The 17,764-nt window shown below is 31.5% G+C and carries 16 protein-coding genes; 3 read left to right on the forward strand and 13 right to left on the reverse strand.

Annotated features, from left to right (window positions below; translation table 11 throughout):
- The first annotated feature begins 5 nt into the window (after positions 1 to 5).
- Positions 6 to 845: a polyamine aminopropyltransferase gene (gene speE, locus BUA82_RS13965; RefSeq protein WP_073009465.1), complete on the forward strand. Its 840-nt coding sequence runs from the start codon at positions 6 to 8 to the stop codon at positions 843 to 845.
- A gap of 362 nt (positions 846 to 1,207) precedes the next feature.
- Positions 1,208 to 1,951, forward strand: a complete 744-nt coding sequence (gene pdaA, locus BUA82_RS13970) for a delta-lactam-biosynthetic de-N-acetylase (protein WP_242948986.1) — start codon at positions 1,208 to 1,210, stop codon at positions 1,949 to 1,951.
- Positions 1,952 to 2,192: 241 nt separating this feature from the next.
- On the opposite strand, the gene BUA82_RS13975 is transcribed toward pdaA, so the two are convergent.
- The 11 genes from BUA82_RS13975 to BUA82_RS14025 all read right to left on the reverse strand — a co-directional run bounded on the left by BUA82_RS13975 (position 2,193) and on the right by BUA82_RS14025 (position 13,727).
- Entirely contained in the window at positions 2,193 to 3,350 is a 1,158-nt protein-coding gene (locus BUA82_RS13975; protein ID WP_073009467.1) for a CD0519/CD1768 family membrane protein, read from the reverse strand.
- A 23-nt stretch (positions 3,351 to 3,373) separates the two neighbouring features.
- Positions 3,374 to 4,009 carry a cyclodeaminase/cyclohydrolase family protein gene (locus tag BUA82_RS13980; RefSeq protein WP_073009470.1) on the reverse strand — a complete coding sequence of 212 codons (636 nt, stop codon included), beginning with the start codon at positions 4,007 to 4,009 and terminating at the stop codon, positions 3,374 to 3,376.
- Between the two features lie 11 nt (positions 4,010 to 4,020).
- A complete protein-coding gene (gene hutH, locus BUA82_RS13985; protein ID WP_073009473.1) occupies positions 4,021 to 5,547 on the reverse strand; it encodes a histidine ammonia-lyase in 1,527 nt (508 codons plus the stop codon).
- Between the two features lie 151 nt (positions 5,548 to 5,698).
- Positions 5,699 to 6,421: a WecB/TagA/CpsF family glycosyltransferase gene (locus tag BUA82_RS13990; RefSeq protein WP_073009921.1), complete on the reverse strand. Its 723-nt coding sequence runs from the start codon at positions 6,419 to 6,421 to the stop codon at positions 5,699 to 5,701.
- A 65-nt stretch (positions 6,422 to 6,486) separates the two neighbouring features.
- A complete protein-coding gene (locus BUA82_RS13995; RefSeq protein WP_073009476.1) occupies positions 6,487 to 7,875 on the reverse strand; it encodes a sugar transferase in 1,389 nt (462 codons plus the stop codon).
- 94 nt (positions 7,876 to 7,969) lie between these two features.
- Entirely contained in the window at positions 7,970 to 8,755 is a 786-nt protein-coding gene (locus BUA82_RS14000; protein ID WP_143148634.1) for a tyrosine-protein phosphatase, read from the reverse strand.
- Positions 8,748 to 9,431, reverse strand: a complete 684-nt coding sequence (locus BUA82_RS14005; protein ID WP_073009482.1) for a CpsD/CapB family tyrosine-protein kinase — start codon at positions 9,429 to 9,431, stop codon at positions 8,748 to 8,750. The genes BUA82_RS14000 and BUA82_RS14005 overlap by 8 nt, the downstream gene beginning before the upstream one ends.
- An 11-nt stretch (positions 9,432 to 9,442) precedes the next feature.
- Positions 9,443 to 10,114 carry a YveK family protein gene (locus BUA82_RS14010; RefSeq protein WP_073009486.1) on the reverse strand — a complete coding sequence of 224 codons (672 nt, stop codon included), beginning with the start codon at positions 10,112 to 10,114 and terminating at the stop codon, positions 9,443 to 9,445.
- 3 nt (positions 10,115 to 10,117) lie between these two features.
- Entirely contained in the window at positions 10,118 to 11,203 is a 1,086-nt protein-coding gene (locus BUA82_RS14015) for a tetratricopeptide repeat protein (protein WP_073009489.1), read from the reverse strand.
- Between the two features lie 55 nt (positions 11,204 to 11,258).
- Positions 11,259 to 12,989 carry a phospho-sugar mutase gene (locus BUA82_RS14020; protein ID WP_073009492.1) on the reverse strand — a complete coding sequence of 577 codons (1,731 nt, stop codon included), beginning with the start codon at positions 12,987 to 12,989 and terminating at the stop codon, positions 11,259 to 11,261.
- A gap of 171 nt (positions 12,990 to 13,160) precedes the next feature.
- On the reverse strand, positions 13,161 to 13,727 hold the full coding sequence (locus BUA82_RS14025; protein ID WP_073009494.1) for a 50S ribosomal protein L25: 567 nt from the start codon (positions 13,725 to 13,727) through the stop codon (positions 13,161 to 13,163).
- Between the two features lie 182 nt (positions 13,728 to 13,909).
- Here BUA82_RS14025 and BUA82_RS14030 point away from each other — a divergent pair, with 182 nt between their 5' ends.
- Positions 13,910 to 15,373 (forward strand): aminotransferase class I/II-fold pyridoxal phosphate-dependent enzyme, encoded by a 1,464-nt coding sequence (locus tag BUA82_RS14030; protein ID WP_073009496.1) that lies wholly within the window; start codon positions 13,910 to 13,912, stop codon positions 15,371 to 15,373.
- A gap of 24 nt (positions 15,374 to 15,397) precedes the next feature.
- Here the strand turns inward: BUA82_RS14030 and BUA82_RS14035 are convergent, their stop codons facing one another.
- Positions 15,398 to 15,976, reverse strand: a complete 579-nt coding sequence (locus BUA82_RS14035) for an indolepyruvate oxidoreductase subunit beta (protein WP_073009498.1) — start codon at positions 15,974 to 15,976, stop codon at positions 15,398 to 15,400.
- A complete protein-coding gene (gene iorA, locus BUA82_RS14040) occupies positions 15,976 to 17,736 on the reverse strand; it encodes an indolepyruvate ferredoxin oxidoreductase subunit alpha (RefSeq protein ID WP_073009500.1) in 1,761 nt (586 codons plus the stop codon). Before iorA ends, BUA82_RS14035 begins: the two co-directional genes overlap by 1 nt.
- Between the last annotated feature and the right edge of the window lie 28 nt (positions 17,737 to 17,764).

Here is a 17,764-nt window from a genome sequence, read left to right on the forward strand (position 1 = left end):
ATACCATGGAAATGTGGTTAGGGGAAGCCCAAATCAAAGATGCAGTGATGACATATAAGGTAAAGGAAACTCTTGTCACAAAAAAGACGCCTTATCAAGAGCTAGCAATAGTGGATACATATGCTTTAGGAAGAATGCTGCTTTTAGACGGCATAGTTCAAACTTCCATTGAAGACGAATATGTTTATCATGAGATGATTGCTCACATTCCTCTTTTTACTCATCCAAACCCTAAAAAGGTTTTAGTAGTAGGTGGCGGGGATGGAGGTTCTATAAGAGAAATATTAAAACACCCTTCCGTTGAAAAAGCTGTACTATGCGAAATTGACCAGGTGGTTATAGATGAATGTAAAAGATACCTTCCTGAAATAAGCTGTGCATTAGATGATGAAAGATGCGAGATTTTCATAGGTGATGGAATAAAATATGTTCATGAACATAAAAATGAATTTGACGTAATTATAGTGGACTCCACTGATCCTTTTGGAGCTGCTGAAGGTCTATTCGGAGGAAGCTTTTATAAAGAAATATCTGAATGCTTAACAGAAGATGGAATCTTTGTAGCACAGACCGAAAGCCCATTCTACCTTCCTGAAGTAGTTAAGAGGGTATACAATGATGCAAAAGCTGTATTTCCTGTAACTAAGCTATTTATGGCTGGTATTCCTACATATCCTAGCGGATACTGGAGCTTTACTGTAGGCTCTAAAAAGCTTGACCCTGAATATGCTGAAATAGATAACAAATATGATATTGAAAATTTAAAGTACTATAATAAAAGGCTTCATAAAGCAAGCTTCGTACTTCCTCAATTCATAGAGAAGCTTACCAGGGATGGGAAGTAATTGAGAATTTAAAATGAATGATGAAACTCCTGGCGGAGTTTCTAAAAATTAATATTTATTAAAAAACTCTTTTAGGAGTTTTTTGATTTAAACAGAAGCTTCAGCTGAAGCTTCTGTTTTTTAATATAAATTTTAAGTTTTTCTCATGCTTTTTCAAAAAAACATCCTTCATTCTTAATTCTAAATTCTCAATTCTCAATTAAAAAACCTGGTTTTTTCCTCCAACATTGGTGATATTTTTATTGATATTTATATTGATGCTACAAATACTAAGTACATATTAAGGAGGTGTTATTTTGAAAGTAAAGCTTTTTAGTTTCGCTGCTGCCATTTTTATAGCTTTTACACCCTTTAAGGATTTAATAAATAAGTATCTTCCTATTTATAATAATTCTTATGAAGGATTAAGCAGTAAAGAGTTAGATTGGTATTATGAAAGCAGAAAAAACGGAGAAGTACCCCTTCCTCCAAAAGAAAGCAAAAATTTCATTTCAAATTATGATGTTTATTATACTGGAGATACATCTAAAAAAGAAATCTATCTTACTTTTGATGAAGGATATGAGAATGGGTATACAGAAAAAATTTTAGATATTTTAAAAAAACATAATGTGAAAGCGGCTTTTTTTGTAGTAAAACCCTACATAAAAACCCAGCCTGAATTAATTAAAAGAATGACAGAGGAAGGCCATTTAGTATGCAACCATAGTTCACATCATCCCTCCATGGCAAAGGTTACTAATAAAGAAAAATTCAAATCTGAATTCACAGAAGTAGAAGATATATATAAAGAAGTTACAGGAAAAGAAATGGTTAAATTCTTTAGACCACCCATGGGTAAATACAGTGAGCTCTCACTAAAAATGACTCAAGATTTAGGCTACAAAACAATTTTTTGGAGCTTTGCCTATAATGATTGGATTCCGGAAAAACAGCCTTCCAAAGAGTACGCCTTCAACAAAATAATATCCAAAACCCACAACGGAGCTATTATCCTCCTCCACGCCGTATCCAAAACCAACACAGAAATCCTAGAAGACCTCATCCTCAAATGGAAAGAAGAAGGCTACGAAATAAAGAGCATAGAAGAGCTGGGGAGTAATTGATAATTTAAAATTAAGAATTTAGAATGATGGTGAAAACTCCTAACGGAGTTTCTGTGAATTTATGTAAATAGCCCAAAGGATTGAAGCCTTTGGGCTATTTACTTAAAAAAGCTAAAGACTCCTGAAGGAGTTTTTAGCTTTTCAATTATATTTGTAAGTTTTTCTGATGCTTTTTCAGAAAAACTTTCCTTCATTTTAAATTTTAAATTCTAAATTCTAAATTGAATTAACAATTCTAAATTTAAAAGAAGGTTATATAAATTAAGTGTGCTGATATTCCGGCGCATAGTCCGCCGATGGTGTGACTTAGAATGGCTTTTCCTGTTAGTTTTCTGCAGTCTAAAGCATCCATCATGGCTACATGTGTGCTTAAATAACCGCTCCAGCACATGCCCATGGCTGTGAATACAGCTATATCGTTACCAGAAATAAGACCTTTTTGAAGAAAATTAGGGACTAAGCTTATGGCTGCCCCTACTGCTCCCAAAGAAGTTATAGGGAAAGCAATGGCTTCTGGACTAGTAAATCCAAATAGAGGTTTTAATATAAAGGATAATTTTTCTCCAACTAAAGGTAATAAAGGAACGCCTTCATTGGCAGCACCTGTATAAACTCCATTACTTCCAGGTCCATTAGTTAACATTAATACTAAAGTACAAATAATAATTACACCAGGTATAATCGCCATCCCCATATCTACACCACTTTTTCCACCCTCTAGCATAGAGGCTAAAAGTCTTTCTCCAAAGCGTCCTTCACGAATTTCTCTATAATTCATCACATCAAAATCTTTAGATTCTTCTACAATAGCAGATACTTTTATACCAAATTCTTTTTTAGTAAAATGCAGCATTATTCTTACGCTGATAATACTTCCAATAACAGCTCCCAAATTGCCAATAATAGCAGCTGGTATAAAATTTTCTCCTGTTATCTTGGACTGACCAATCATAAAAGTAGTTACTATTAAACCCATGCCATAAGCTGTGCCTAGGTTTGTTAAGGCTGGTACCTGATACTTCTTAAAATATCTCAAAAACCCTTTATCTTTAGACAAAGTTATTATTGCAGGGTTATCTGATAAATAAGTTGTAATTATACCTAGGGTAGCAGCACCAGGTAAATCATAAAGAGGTTTCATAAGGGGTGATAGTAGCTTATTTATTATTGCTATTACTCCAAATTCAGAAAGAATCCCAGCTATAGCACCAGTAATAACAGCTATAGCTAGAATATAAAACACAATGTTTAATAGAAGGTAATGCCCTGTATTCATCAGGGTATTAAACATATTAACAAGGCCCATTTTACTACCAAGGCCATAAAAAAACACTAGAAAAAATACTATACAAAAAATCCCCTCAAAACTAATAGCCTTTTTCATTCTTCTATTTTCCATTTTAATCCCCACTTATTAGTACATCATAGCTTTTCAGAAACAATTTTACTAATTTTCTCTTTCCACTGTAAGCTTTGTTTTCTTGTAGCTTCTATAAATGCGTTAATGTTATCAACATATTCACCATCTTTAATAGAACCTAAATTTATAATAACATTTAATAACGCACTTTCAATGGAAGCATGAGCCATTATAACTGCTACTCCTACGTCAGAAATAGCATTCTTGTTACCGTAATTAGCTAATTCTCCTAATATAGGATATACTTTTAATGTTTCTTCACACAATCTTTTAGGAACCTCTAATGCCACCTTGTATCCTTCTTGAAGAGCTTTGCTTCTTACTAATTTTTCCTCTTCGGTTTCTTTGGGAAGCTTAAAAATATCCATAACCTTCAAAAAGCTTTGTGCATCTTCTTCAATAAAGTTAACATATTCTTCTTTATATGATAGGCATTTTTTTAATGACTCATCTACTTTTATCTTGTTTTCTTCACTAAGTTCATTATAGCTTTTTTTACCTATGGTAAGATTAGCCACCATGCTACCTAATGAAGCAGCCAAGGCAGAAGATAAAGCAGCCACACTGCCTCCTCCTGGAGCTGGAGAGTTGGAAGATAAATCATCAAGGAACTCATTTAATGGTAAATTTTTAAACATTATTATTCCTCCTATACAGTTATTTTTATTTTTTCTTCTATAGAATTTAAAAACTTCTCACTTTTAATTGCTTCTAGACATTTATCAATTTCTTTGTACATTATAGTATCTTTCTCAATAAACTTGTTATTCTCTCTAATGATATTATAAGCTATGGCTGTCCCTTGTCCAAGTTTTAATTCTTCTCTAAAATCAATAGCCTGACAAGAAGCTAAAATTTCTGTAGCTATAACCCTATACACATTGTCTAATATTCTTCTAGATTTCACAGCTGCAATGGTCCCCATGCTTACATGATCCTCCTGATTAGCAGAAGAAGGTATAGAATCCACAGATGCAGGATGAGCTAGAATTTTATTTTCTGATACTAAAGACGCTGCTGCATATTGAGTTATCATAAATCCAGAATTTAACCCACCATGCTTAGTTAAAAATGCAGGAAGATCATTTAATTGATAATTTACTAATCTTTCTAATCTTCTTTCAGAAACATTAGCCATTTCAGAAAGAGCAATGCCTAAAAAGTCTAAGGCTAGGGCCATAGGTTGTCCATGGAAATTACCTCCAGAAATAACATCACCTTCTAATGTCACTATAGGATTGTCTGTAACAGAATTTACTTCTGTTAAAATCTTATCCTTAACATAATTAACAGCATCTTTGCTGGCCCCGTGAATTTGAGGTATGCATCTTAAGGTGTAAGCATCTTGAACTCTTAACTCACCTTGTGTTGTTATATATTCACTTCCTTCTACCATATTTAATACATTTAAAGCCGTGTTAATTTGGCCATCATGAGGTCTTAATTTATGGATTCTTATATCAAAAGCATCCCTAATGCCTCTTAATGCTTCCATAGTTAATGAGGCAGCTATATCGCTTATTTTAAGCAATTTTATTGCATCATATAAAACCAAGGCTCCAATGGCTGTCATTACTTGAGTACCATTAATAAGGGCAAGACCTTCTTTATATGTTAAATCAATAACTTCAATTCCTGCTAAATTCATAGCTTCCTTGCTAGGAAGAATCTTTCCATTATATTCTGCTTCACCTTCTCCCAGCATTGGTAGAACCATGTGAGCTAAAGGAGCTAAATCTCCAGATGCTCCTAAAGATCCTTTTTCTGGTATGCAGGGATGCACACCTTTGTTTAGCATACTTATTAAGGTATTGAGAGTCTTAATACTTATACCTGAATACCCTTTTGATAATGCGTTTATCCTAAGGAGCATTATAGTTCTAACTTCTTCTCTTGAAAGTAAAGGTCCTGAACCACAAGCATGAGATAATATTAAATTCCTTTGTAATTCTTTACAATCCTCTGGTGATATCTTTATGTCCGAAAACTTACCAAAGCCAGTATTTATACCATAAACAGTCTTCTCTTTATCCACTATTTCTTCTACGATGGCCCTAGATCTATTTATGTTTTGTACTGCTTCTTTGGAAAGCTCCATAGGCATATTATGCCTAGCTACCTGTATTATTTCATTTAAATTTAAATCATTACCTGATATTAATACTTTATTTTTCATTTTCACTACTCCTAATCATCGATTTGTTCATATCCATTAGTATTCTTTAATTATCACTTAATTCCTCTATTTTTAATCATTTTAAATTGTCAGAATTTATTTATAAATTTATCATGATAAAACAAAAAACAGACTTACGCCTGTTTCAAATTCAGATTTTAATTTTTCTATCTTTTAATACTTTCAAGATAAAAAATGGTATTACACTTAGTCTTTTTATTCTCCATGGCTCTTTTACAATCCTATATAACCATTCTAAGCCTATGTTAATCATCCATTTTGGCGCCCTCTTTGTTCTACCTGATATAACATCAAAGCTTCCCCCTACGCCCATCATAATCTTACATTCAATTCTATCCATTGTATTAATAATAAACTCTTCTTGCCTAGGACAACCCATAGCAACAAATAAGGCAAAAGGTTTTTTTTTAATAATATCGTTTATTACTTCATCCTCTTGACTTTTATTGAAATAACCATTTCTTATACCACAAATATTTATTCCTTTGTATATTATATTAAGCTTTTGTTTTAAAGCTTCAACAGTGTCTTGGGTAGCTCCTAACAAATAAACCGATTTACTATTTCTATTGCTATAATCTAATATATCTTGCATTACTTCGATACCAGCAATTTTTTCTTTAACTGTGTTTCTAACCATTTTTGATGCTATTACAACTCCTACTCCATCAGGAATAATAATTGTATTCTCACTCTTAAAGTTACTTAAAAGTTTAGAGTTATTCAAGGCTATAGATAATACTTCAGGATTGCCAGATACTATATGATACTTTTTATTATCACTAAAAATAGAGTGAAGCAACTGTTTCTTGCTACCATTAAAAATATTAAAATCTAATATTTTTGTGTTCATAAAATGTAAATTTTCCCCGTTGATAAAGCCTAAGTTTTTGGTATTCATTTCATTTACTCCCATAATTAATCCCTATCAATAGTTATTTCTTTATTGTACTTTTGTAAAATATTATTTAGTGATTCATCTCTTTTTATACCTTCAGAACTTTCTTTAATAAACATTATTTTAATTGTTTGAAGAATTACTTTAAGATCTAAAAGCATAGAATAATTTTTTATATATAAAAGATCATATCTTAGTTTATCTCTTGCTTCAGTATTATACTTTCCTAACACTTGAGCTAATCCTGTTAAACCCGCTTTTACTAAGGTCCTATACTTATACTCTTCTATTTCTTTATTATATTTTTCAACAAAATATGGTCGCTCTGGTCTTGGCCCAACTACACTCATATCACCTAAAAGTATATTGAAAAACTGTGGAATCTCATCTATTCTTGTAGCTCTCATAAACTTACCCACTTTTGTAATTCTAGGATCTTCTTCCCCTGCCAGCACTGGTCCTGTTAATTTTTCTGCATTCATAACCATAGTTCTAAACTTTAATACATTAAATATTTTATTATCTATGGTTAGCCTTTCCTGTTTATATAATACATTCCCTTTATCCGTAACTTTTATAGTTATAGACATTATTATCATAATAGGAGAGAAAACAATGATACCAATAATTGATACAACAATATCTAATACCCTCTTAAAGAATCTTTCTTCTATAGTCATTCCTATTCGAGGCACCTTTAAAAGTGGTATGTCATCCACCCTAGTGAGCCTAGAGTTTAATAAAGCAATATCGTACATATCAGGTATTATATATATACTTTTATTTAAAGATATGGTTCTTTCTATTATTTTATTTTTAGTTGCTGCATTTACATCGCTACAAATAAATATTATGTCCACATTATCTACAAAATAGAATAGGTTATATGAATTTGATGAACAAACAAATTTAATATTGTATATATCTTTATATTTACATAAAATCTTTTTTAACAAATCTTCAATAGAAAGATCACCAACTATTAGGCAATTTTTTACCCCATGCTTTAATCTACTAATTTTCCATGCTACTATTCTCCAGAAGGAAAGAAAAGCTAATTGAATAATTGTACTTATTAACAAAACACTCCTAGGGTAAGAAAAATTTCTTAAAAAGAAGGATATAAAAGAAGTTGTAATAAGTAATGAAATAACAGTTAATGATATAGAATAAATCATCTCAAAAGCGGTGTTCTTTAATATATCATTTAACCCAAAAACGTACATAAATATTAAATATGAAATACTTATAAAAGGTATCATATCTAAAAATGGTTTAAAATTGAATTCAGGTGGATTAAAGCCAAACTTAATTATAAAAGAAACATATATTGATAAGTTAACAATAATTATGTCAATAAAGTATAATAAAAAAGAAAAAAAATCAGTAGAACCCCTTTTATTTCTCATATTCCCCACCCCTATGGTAAATCTCTCCATAAATTTAATATTAATTAAACATATACCCCATTTTAAATCTTTGTTTTTAATTATTCTTTTTACATTATTTTTTTCTATTAAATAAATTTAATATATTAAACTTCTTTTCTTTATCTTCAACTATTTTAAGTGGTGTAATATCAATATCCTTTACTATTTTATTAGTATTCTCTTCCATCCACTGATATAGGTCCTTATTAAGTTTACCCACGGTTTCATAGGCTGATAGCATGTCCGTTTTTCTACTTCTATTATTATGTCCATCGCTACCTATCATATGGATTCTATTGGTTCTAATGAGTTTTTCAGCAAATTCTTTTACATGATTTCCAAACATTCCTGTTAAACTTCCAGCATTCATTTGAGCTAAAGCTCCCTCATCTAAAAGATCAGTTAGCAGATTCATGTTTTGCTGTATTTTTAAATTTCTTTCTGGATGGGCGATGATAGGTTTCGCACCTAATATAATCAATTCATAAAATACATCTTTGGTATATATGGGGTAATCTCTCATAGGCAGTTCAATAAGTACATACCTGCTATCATTTATACCCCATATCTTTTTTTCTTTATAGTATTTGGGTATATTAGGATTAATATATACCTCAATACCTGAAAGGATATTTATCTTATTTGAATAACTTTCTTTTAAAGCATTAAGCTTTTCATGGTAAACCGTTTTGTCTATTTCTTGTTCATCAATTATAAAATGCGGTGTTGCACAGATACACTGAACATTTTGACATATTGAATTTTCAATCATGTCACTAGACATTCTAAAATCTTTTGAACCATCATCTATATCCCATATTATATGGCTATGAAAATCTATCATTTGTATTTTACTCACTCTCTCCATAGTAATTGTAGTATTTGCTATAATAATAAGAATCTTCTTTTTCAGGAATCTTATTTAAAACAACTCCTAAGAGTTTTGCTCCTACCTTATCTAATAGATCCTTACTCTTAACAACAGCATTTTTTTCAGTTTGACCAAAGGATGATATTAAAATTACTCCATCTGAAATAGTAGATAACACTTGAGCATCTGTTACTGCTAATAAAGGTGGTGCGTCTATTAATATATAATCAAAAATCTGCTCAAATTCACCTATGATATTTTTCATTTTTTTAGATCCAAGTAATTCAGATGGATTAGGCGGAGTAGGTCCACTGGTTAAAACAAAAAGATTTTGCTGTTCAGTTACTTTCAAGCATTCTTCTATCTTTTTACTTTGAACCAGTATATTGGTTAAACCTTCCGAATTAGATAATGCTAGTTTTTTGTGTATTGATGGTTTTCTAAGATCACAATCTATTATTAGAACTTTACTTCCACTTTGAGCAAAGGTCACAGCGAGATTGGTTAGAACTGTAGTCTTTCCTTCTGCTGGCGTACTGGAAGTAATAACTATAGTTTTTAAAGTATCATCAAAAGATGAAAACTGTATATTTGTTCTTAAAGTCCTAAAAGCTTCCGCTGCCCTAGATTTAGGATTATCAAAAGAAATAACGTCTTTTATCATTATGATCACCTCTACTTATTCTGGTCTACTAATGGGATAGATCCTATTACTGGCACCCCAAGCAGCTTTTCTATTTCTTCTTGACCTTTAACGGTATTGTCTAAATACTCTATTAAGAAAATCACTCCCACAGATACCATTAAACCAAGAAAAAATGCTATGGCCATGTTTAATAATGGCTTTGGGCTATCAGGTGAAGTAGGTAAAATCGCCTCATCCATAAGTTGCACATTGTCCACATTTCTTTTTTCTGCACCAATCTTTTTCAAAGATTTTGCATATGCATTAGCGATATCTTTGGCATTATTTGGGTCTTTAGATTTCACTGTGATGGTTATAAATTCTGTATCACCTTTTGGAGCCACTGAAACCATAGCTATAAGTTGAGAAGGTTTAATATCTAAATTAAGTGAATTAATAACATCTTCTGCAACAACCCTAGTTTTTACAATCTCACTGTAGGATTTAACCATTCTTTGATACATAAGCACATCATTGTAATTTTGCTTGTTTACTTCATCTTTATTTTGTACGTTACCAATAATCACAGATATATCTGCCTTATAAATAGGTTTTATCACAAAATAGCTAGCTATGGCACTGATTAATGTGGTAGTTAAGGTTATAAGCACAATAATTAGCCATCTTTTCTTTATAATCTGAAAGTATTCACGTAATTCCATTGATTAATTATCCTCCTTAAGCATTTCATCTTTAATTTGTTTTAATATTTCATCATCTTTATTTATAGCTTCTGCAATTTTAATATGTTTTTTAGCATTTTCTATCTCATTATTATAGTAATAACTCAATATCAAATTAGTGCATATATCAATACTTTTTGTTGCATCAAAAGCTGCTCTAAAATACTTAATGGAGTTATGATAATCTCCTAAAGCTGCATAGTTTATCCCTAATTCATTTATAACATCAATATACGAGTTATCCATCTCTAATGCCTCGTAAAGATAATAAATAGCTTTTTCATAAAGTTCAATATTTCTATAAGCTATGGCTAAATAATATAGGATTGAAGGATTATTCTCTCCCTCATCCAACTTTTGTAACAATATTTTAATAGCCTCTTCTGGCTTATCTTCTAAATTGTTAGTAACTTTGCTATAGTCTAGTCTATCTTCTAATTCTTTTATGAAATCTTGTATTTCCTGTGTGCTTTCTCCGCCTTTGGCAAGATAATTATGAATTTTAACATTGGCATTGTCAAAGGAACCCTTAGAAAAATCTATTAATGCTTCAATTAAATAAGGATAAGCATCTTGATAAAATTCTTTATATTCATTTAAAAGTTCCAGCTGTACATCATTAAAATCAGCATTTTGTTCTCGTAATATTTCTCCTACAGCTAAGGCATTATGAAAAATGTCCTTCTCCTTAGTAACTTTAAGAAGTCCTCTTAAATAAATAAATGCATCTTCATAATTTCCTTTTTGATATTCTTTGGATATTACGCTTTTAATATAGTTGATAGAATCCTTCAAATAACCTAAAATGGCCAGATAAATACTATTGTATTTAAAATTAGAATCTGCACCTAAGACATAATACATTCCTTGAACTATATATTGTGTTTTAATATACTCACTAATATTTTTATCTTCCACAATATACTTTGTATTAATAGGAATTGAAACTACATCTCCTAATTCTTTTTCATTATATAAAGATGAAATATTCTTTGTTAAAAATTCAGTTTTTAATTCAATAAACAAATAATTTTTAAGCTTTTCCCTGAACTTTACGTTGTAATCCATTTATTCCTCCCCATGCTGTTAAATAACATAAATAACTTTTTATATAAAAAATTCACTATTTAATTATTTCATTAATAAGGCTCATCATATAGTCTTTAAGAACTTCTGTCTTAATATCTGCTTCTTTTTCGTCCCTACCTTTAACAGAAAGATAAATTTTCATTTTAGGTTCAGTGCCGGAAGGCCTTATTACCACCCATGAGCTATCCTCTAAAATAAATTTAATCACATTGGATTTTGGAAGAAAAATATTTTCTTCTGTTTCATTAATTATATTTTTATTAATACTTAATTTATAATCTAGTTTATTTTTAATATTTACTTTATTAATTTCTTTCATATTTGAATTTCTAAGGGTTTCTATACATCTTGATATCTTATCCTGTCCATCTTTTCCTGGAAGCTCCAAAGATAAAAGTTTTTCTTTAAAATAACCATAGCTTTCATATAATTCCTTTAATGCATCATAAAGGGTTTTTCCTAAAAGTTTATAGTATAAGACCATTTCACAAATAAGCATGGAGGCAATAACAGCATCCTTATCTCTTACAAAATCTCCTGCTAAATATCCATAACTTTCTTCAAATCCAAAAACAAAGGACTTTTCTTTATTTTTTTCATATTCCTTTATCTTTTCTCCAATATATTTAAACCCTGTTAAGACCTCAAAAAGTTCCACCTTATTTTCTTCACATATTTGTTTTACCGCATCACTGGTAACTATGGTTTTAATTATTACACTATTTTCAGGAAGCTTATCCCTCTCTCTTAAAGAAGTAATAATATAATTAGTAAGGAGCATTCCTGTTTCATTACCTGTTAACACCCTATACTCATTAGAGCTATCTTTTACAACAACTCCTATTCTATCACAATCCGGGTCAGTTCCAAATATTAAATCTGGGTGAATATCTTTTGCCATAGCGAGAGCTAATTTAAAAACACTAGGTTCTTCTGGGTTTGGATAAGGAGCTGTAGGAAAATTACCGTTAGGTAATTCTTGTTCTTTAACTACCTTTAAGTTTTTGTATCCTAATTCCCCAAGTACCCTTCTTACAGGCATATTCCCTGAGCCATGAATAGGTGTATATATAATTTTTAGGTTTTCGGCTGAGGTTTTTACAAGCTCTTCTCTTATAGTTAGGCTTTTTACTTTTTCAATATATATTTTATCTATATCTTCTCCTATATAAACAAGAAGATTTTTTTCTAAGGCTTCTTTTTCCGAAATAGTTTTAATTATAGAAAAATCTTCTATTTTATTTATATATGACAATATTTCCTTAGCAGAAGCATCGGTTACTTGTCCACCATCATCTCCGTAAACCTTATATCCATTATATTCTTTTGGGTTATGGGAAGCAGTAATAACAATACCTGCCCTGCAATTTAAATGTTTAACAGTAAAAGAAAGCATAGGTGTAGGCCTCAGATCATTAAATAAATAAACTTTAATATTATTTGCACACAATGTTAATGCGGCAGCTTTAGCAAATTCCACTGATTTGTTTCTAGAATCATAAGCTATAGCCACACATTTATTTTTATCATAATTATTATTTATATAATGAGATAATCCCTGGGTAGCTTTACTTACGGTATATACATTCATCCTATTGTTACCAGCGCCAATAATACCTCTTAACCCGCCAGTGCCAAATTCTAGATCTTTATAAAATCTATCTTCTATATCTTTTTCATCTTTAATATTTCTTAATTCTTCTTTAAATTCTTCATCTATAATATCACTGTTTAACCAATAATTATATTTATCCTTATAAGTCATTTATTTGCCTCCTTGAAATATACACCAAATTAATTATACTATATTTTAAAATAAATAAAATAAAAATAATAATTAAAAACTTAAACAAAGAAAATCTCATTATATAGTAATGAAAATAGAGAAATATTGTGCTTAATTTGGCACAATATTTCTCTATTATATTTTTGTAGGTTAATCAATAATCTCTTCTACTTTTTGTTCAAAGCTAACGGATGCAACAATGGAGTTTAAGTCATCTAGTATGGAGATTTCTTCAGCTACTTCTATGTCAGATAATTTAAATATACTGCCAATTTTAGCATTGCTTAAATCTAAAGTTATATATTTGGGTAGTTTATCTGGTATACAGCTGACCTTTATATTGCTTTTTTCCTTTTGTACTACAGCTCCTCTTTCATTAAGATGTCTTTCTCCAGTATAATTAATGGGAATATTGGCAGTTATGATTTTATTGCCTTTAAGTTCTTCTAGGTCAATGTGAATTAACTTGTGGGTAACAGGTTCCCTTTGCACCTCTTTAATTAATGCTTCATGGATATCTCCGTTAATTTTTATCTTAATAATACCATGCTGTCCGTTTTCATAGATTTCTCTATTTAATTCCATTTCACTAATTTCAAACATGCAATTTCTCATATTATTTCCATATAATATACCAGGTACATTACCGTTCCTTCTAATCTTTTTAGCACTTTTTCCAGCAGAACTTTCTCTAATACTTGCAGTTAAAATTTCCATATAAATCCCTCCTAGAAAGTATTATGGTCAAGACTTAATAATATTATTCAGCTGTTTTGTGTTTTTCTATTGCATTGTAAAAATAATTAACTTATAATTAAGTTGTTTTTTCAAGTAACGACAAAATATTTCTAGCATTAACTGAAAAACTTATAATAAATGAAGGAAGGTGCCGTATAAAGTTGTATAAACTCGATCAAGATGAAACTCCTCTTTTTGATGCTTTAATGGAATATGTTAATAGAGAAACCATTCCCTTTCATGTACCTGGTCATAAAAAAGGTGTAGGGATGGATGAAGAATTTAAAGATTTTATAGGTGTGAACCCTTTTAAAATCGATGTAACTGTCTTCAAACTAGTAGATAGTTTACACCATCCTACTGGCCCTATTAAAAAGGCGCAGCTACTTGCAGCCGATGCCTACGGTTCAGATGCAGCATTCTTTTCAATCCATGGCACCTCTGGTGCAATACAGGCTATGATTATGTCTGTAGTAAGTTCTGGAGATAAGATTTTGGTACCAAGAAATGTTCATAAATCCGTTACTGCGGGAATAATTTTGAGCGGGGCTCTTCCAGTATATATGCAGCCGGAACTTGATAAAAAAGTAGGTATTGCTCAAGGAGTAACACCAGAAACCGTAGAAGCAACATTAAAAGACAATCCTGATGCAAAAGCAGTGCTCATAATAAATCCAACTTACTATGGCGTTGCTACAGACATAAAAAAAATCGCAGATATTGTTCATAGCTACGATATTCCACTTATAGTAGATGAAGCCCATGGTCCTCATTTGGGTTTTAATGATAAATTACCTATTTCAGCTATGGAGGCTGGAGCAGATATATGTGCTCAAAGCACTCATAAAATAATTGGTGCTTTAACACAATGCTCTTTGCTTCAAGTTAAAAGCAAATATGTGGATACACATAGAGTACAGCAAATATTAAACCTTCTTCAAACCACATCCCCATCATATATATTGATGGCTTCATTGGATTGTGCTAGAAGACAGATTGCCCTTCATGGTAAAGAACTTTTAGACAGCACCATAGAGCTAGCTAACTATGCAAGAAAAGAGATAAATACTATACCTGGCTTTTACTGTTTTGGAGAAGAAATTTTAGGTGAACCAGGGGTATATGCTGTAGATCCTACTAAAATAACCGTAACCTGTAGAGATTTAGGTATAACAGGATATGAATTAGATACCATATTGGCAGAAAAATACCATATACAAGTAGAATTATCTGATTTATATAATGTTTTAGCGGTAGGTTCCTTTGGAGATACTAAAGAAAGCATAGATGGCTTAATAAATGCCCTAAGAGAAATAAGTGAAGATTATAGCAATAGAAAAAATAAAAAGCCAGACTTTCTAGATATACCTGCTATTCCTGAAAGTGCACTGATTCCTAGGGAAGCCTTTAATAGTAAAAAGGTTTCAATACCTATAAAGGAAAGTGTAGGAATGATAAGCGGAGAATTTTTACTAGCTTATCCTCCTGGTATACCTGTATTATGTCCTGGCGAGATAATCACTCAAGAGATTATAGATTACGTTTATGAACTTAAAGAAGCTGGATTGTATGTTCAAGGAACAGAAGATCCTCAGGTGGAGCATATAAAAATAGTAAAAAGATAGAGTACCTAGGTACTCTATCTTTTTTTACTTTAAATTAACACCTAAATTAAAGGCTTTTGAATTGAGATCAAAAAATTTAGCATTTACGTTTCTTTTAATAATTTCACTCCAGTTTATTTTTTCTAAATCACAAGCTCTTACTAAGGCTCCTAGTAGTATGCTATTTTGTACTTTAAAGTTTCCAATACTTTTTGCTGTTTCATAAGCGTTAATAGTTTTAAGGTGTATATTTTTTTCCATAAGCTCATTTATTATATTTTCTGGATAGGTTTCCCCTCCAATTAAAACTGTTACAGGTCTTATTTCATAATCATTTACTATTATTGTGCCATCCTCTTTTAAATAATCCAGCCATCTAGCAGCCTCTATTTTTTCAAAGGATACAATTACATCTACAGTTCCCTTTTCAATAAGGGGAGAATATACCTTTTCTCCATATCTTACCTGTGTTACTACGCTGCCACCTCTTTGAGCCATTCCATGCACTTCAGACATTTTAACATCGTAACCATATTCCATCAAACCCTCGGTAAAAATCTTAGACGCTAATATGGTGCCTTGTCCTCCTACCCCTACAAACAGAATATTTTTTATATTACCCATTATTGTCCCACCTTTTCTATAGCATTAAATTTGCATACTTGTTTACAGATGCCACAACCATTACACTGAGATTCATCTATAAAAACAGTATTGTTCTTATAGCTAAGCGCTGGGCATCCTGTTCTCAAACAAGCTTTACATCTTTTACATGCTTCTTTATTTATTCTGCACTTAGAATTTTCTCTAAGCTTTAGAACTTCCTTTTTAAGTGCACAAGGCTGCTTGGTTATAATAACAAAAGGTTCTGTAGATAATTTTGCTTCTTTTACCGCTTCTTCGGTTTCAGCGATATTATACGGATCTATAACTCTAAGATTCTCCTCTTTAACCCCTAAGGATAAAACTATTTTTTCTATGTCTAAAATAGGTGCTTCTTTCCCTTGTAGCGTAAACCCTGTTCCGGGATTTTCATTATGACCTGTCATGGCTGTGGTCCTATTATCCAATATACAAGTCACTATAGGCTCCTGATTATAAATAGAGTTAATCAACCCTGTTATGCCGGAATGGAAAAATGTAGAATCCCCTATAAAAGCAAATATCTTTCTCTTATCTCCAGAAATTTTTCTAGCTTTACTTAATCCTATACCTGCAGAAACAGAAGCTCCCATACATATAACAGTATCAGTAACATTAATAGGAGGCATCATTCCCAAGGTATAGCAGCCTATATCACCTGTAGCTATTATATCTTTATGTTTTGAAACCGCATAAAATATTCCTCTATGTGGGCAACCTGCACAAAGAACTGGTGGCCTATTAGGAAGCACCCCTTCATATTTTAAATTAGAAGTAAATTCCTCTTCTTTAATAGCTTTTCTTATTATAGAAGGGTTTAATTCTCCGCAAATAGGAAGAATGTCCTTTCCACTACATTTTATCCCTAAGGACTTAACATAATTTTCTATATAAGACTCGTTTTCTTCCACCACTATGAGTTTTTTAACTTTAGAAGCAAACTCCCTTATAAGCTTGTCTGGTAATGGATGAGTAAATCCTAATTTCAAATAAGAAACGCTGTCTCCAAAAACTTCTCTGCAGTATTCATAGCTAATACCACTGGTTATAATACCAATGTCTTCCTTTCCCATTTCAATTTTATTCATAGAGCAGGAGTTAGAATATTCCTGTAAGTCCATTAACCTTTTTTCTACCTCTACATGCTTGGCTCTAGCATTAGCAGGAATCATTATATACTTCTTTGTATCTTTTACATAATCTTTTATATCTACTGGTATTTTCTCCCCTAATTCCACAATTCCTTTGGAATGAGACACCCTGGTGGTCAATCTAAAAAGCACCAAAGTATCAAACTTTTCACTTATCTCAAAGGCCTTAATAAAAAACTCTCTACATTCCTGTGAGTTAGAAGGCTCCACCATAGCAACTTTAGCATGAGGTGCATATAGCCTATTGTCTTGTTCATTTTGAGAGGAGTGCATTCCAGGATCATCTGCAGTAATAACCACAAAGCCACCATTTACTCCTTCATAGGCCATAGTAAAAAGAGGATCCGCAGCTACATTAAGTCCCACATGTTTCATGGCGGTTAAACTTCTTGCTCCTCCTATAGATGCTCCAGAAGCTACCTCAAAAGCTACCTTTTCATTAGGCGCCCACTCACCATATACCCCTTCATATTTACTGAAGTTTTCTAAAATCTCTGTACTTGGTGTTCCGGGATAAGCAGAAGCAATGGTACAGCCAGCTTCATAAGCTCCTCTTGCACAAGCTTCATTACCAGACATTATAACCTTCATATAATTAGTCCCCCTTAAATTTATTTTT

Origin of the sequence: Clostridium amylolyticum, from assembly GCF_900142075.1 — a bacterium.
Classification (GTDB): Bacteria; Bacillota; Clostridia; order Clostridiales; family Clostridiaceae; genus Clostridium_AA; species Clostridium_AA amylolyticum.

Coding starts and splice junctions, on each gene's coding strand:
- BUA82_RS13980 (WP_073009470.1), bottom strand. CDS start 4,009: ATGTTTAAAAATTTACCATTAAATGAGTTCCTTGATGATTTATCTTCC.
- BUA82_RS13975 (WP_073009467.1), bottom strand. CDS start 3,350: ATGGAAAATAGAAGAATGAAAAAGGCTATTAGTTTTGAGGGGATTTTT.
- speE (WP_073009465.1), top strand. CDS start 6: ATGGAAATGTGGTTAGGGGAAGCCCAAATCAAAGATGCAGTGATGACA.
- BUA82_RS14005 (WP_073009482.1), bottom strand. CDS start 9,431: ATGATAAAAGACGTTATTTCTTTTGATAATCCTAAATCTAGGGCAGCG.
- BUA82_RS14025 (WP_073009494.1), bottom strand. CDS start 13,727: ATGGAAATTTTAACTGCAAGTATTAGAGAAAGTTCTGCTGGAAAAAGT.
- iorA (WP_073009500.1), bottom strand. CDS start 17,736: ATGAAGGTTATAATGTCTGGTAATGAAGCTTGTGCAAGAGGAGCTTAT.
- hutH (WP_073009473.1), bottom strand. CDS start 5,547: ATGAAAAATAAAGTATTAATATCAGGTAATGATTTAAATTTAAATGAA.
- BUA82_RS14010 (WP_073009486.1), bottom strand. CDS start 10,114: ATGGAATTACGTGAATACTTTCAGATTATAAAGAAAAGATGGCTAATT.
- BUA82_RS13990 (WP_073009921.1), bottom strand. CDS start 6,421: ATGAACACAAAAATATTAGATTTTAATATTTTTAATGGTAGCAAGAAA.
- BUA82_RS14015 (WP_073009489.1), bottom strand. CDS start 11,203: ATGGATTACAACGTAAAGTTCAGGGAAAAGCTTAAAAATTATTTGTTT.
- BUA82_RS14035 (WP_073009498.1), bottom strand. CDS start 15,976: ATGGGTAATATAAAAAATATTCTGTTTGTAGGGGTAGGAGGACAAGGC.
- BUA82_RS13995 (WP_073009476.1), bottom strand. CDS start 7,875: ATGAGAAATAAAAGGGGTTCTACTGATTTTTTTTCTTTTTTATTATAC.
- BUA82_RS14020 (WP_073009492.1), bottom strand. CDS start 12,989: ATGACTTATAAGGATAAATATAATTATTGGTTAAACAGTGATATTATA.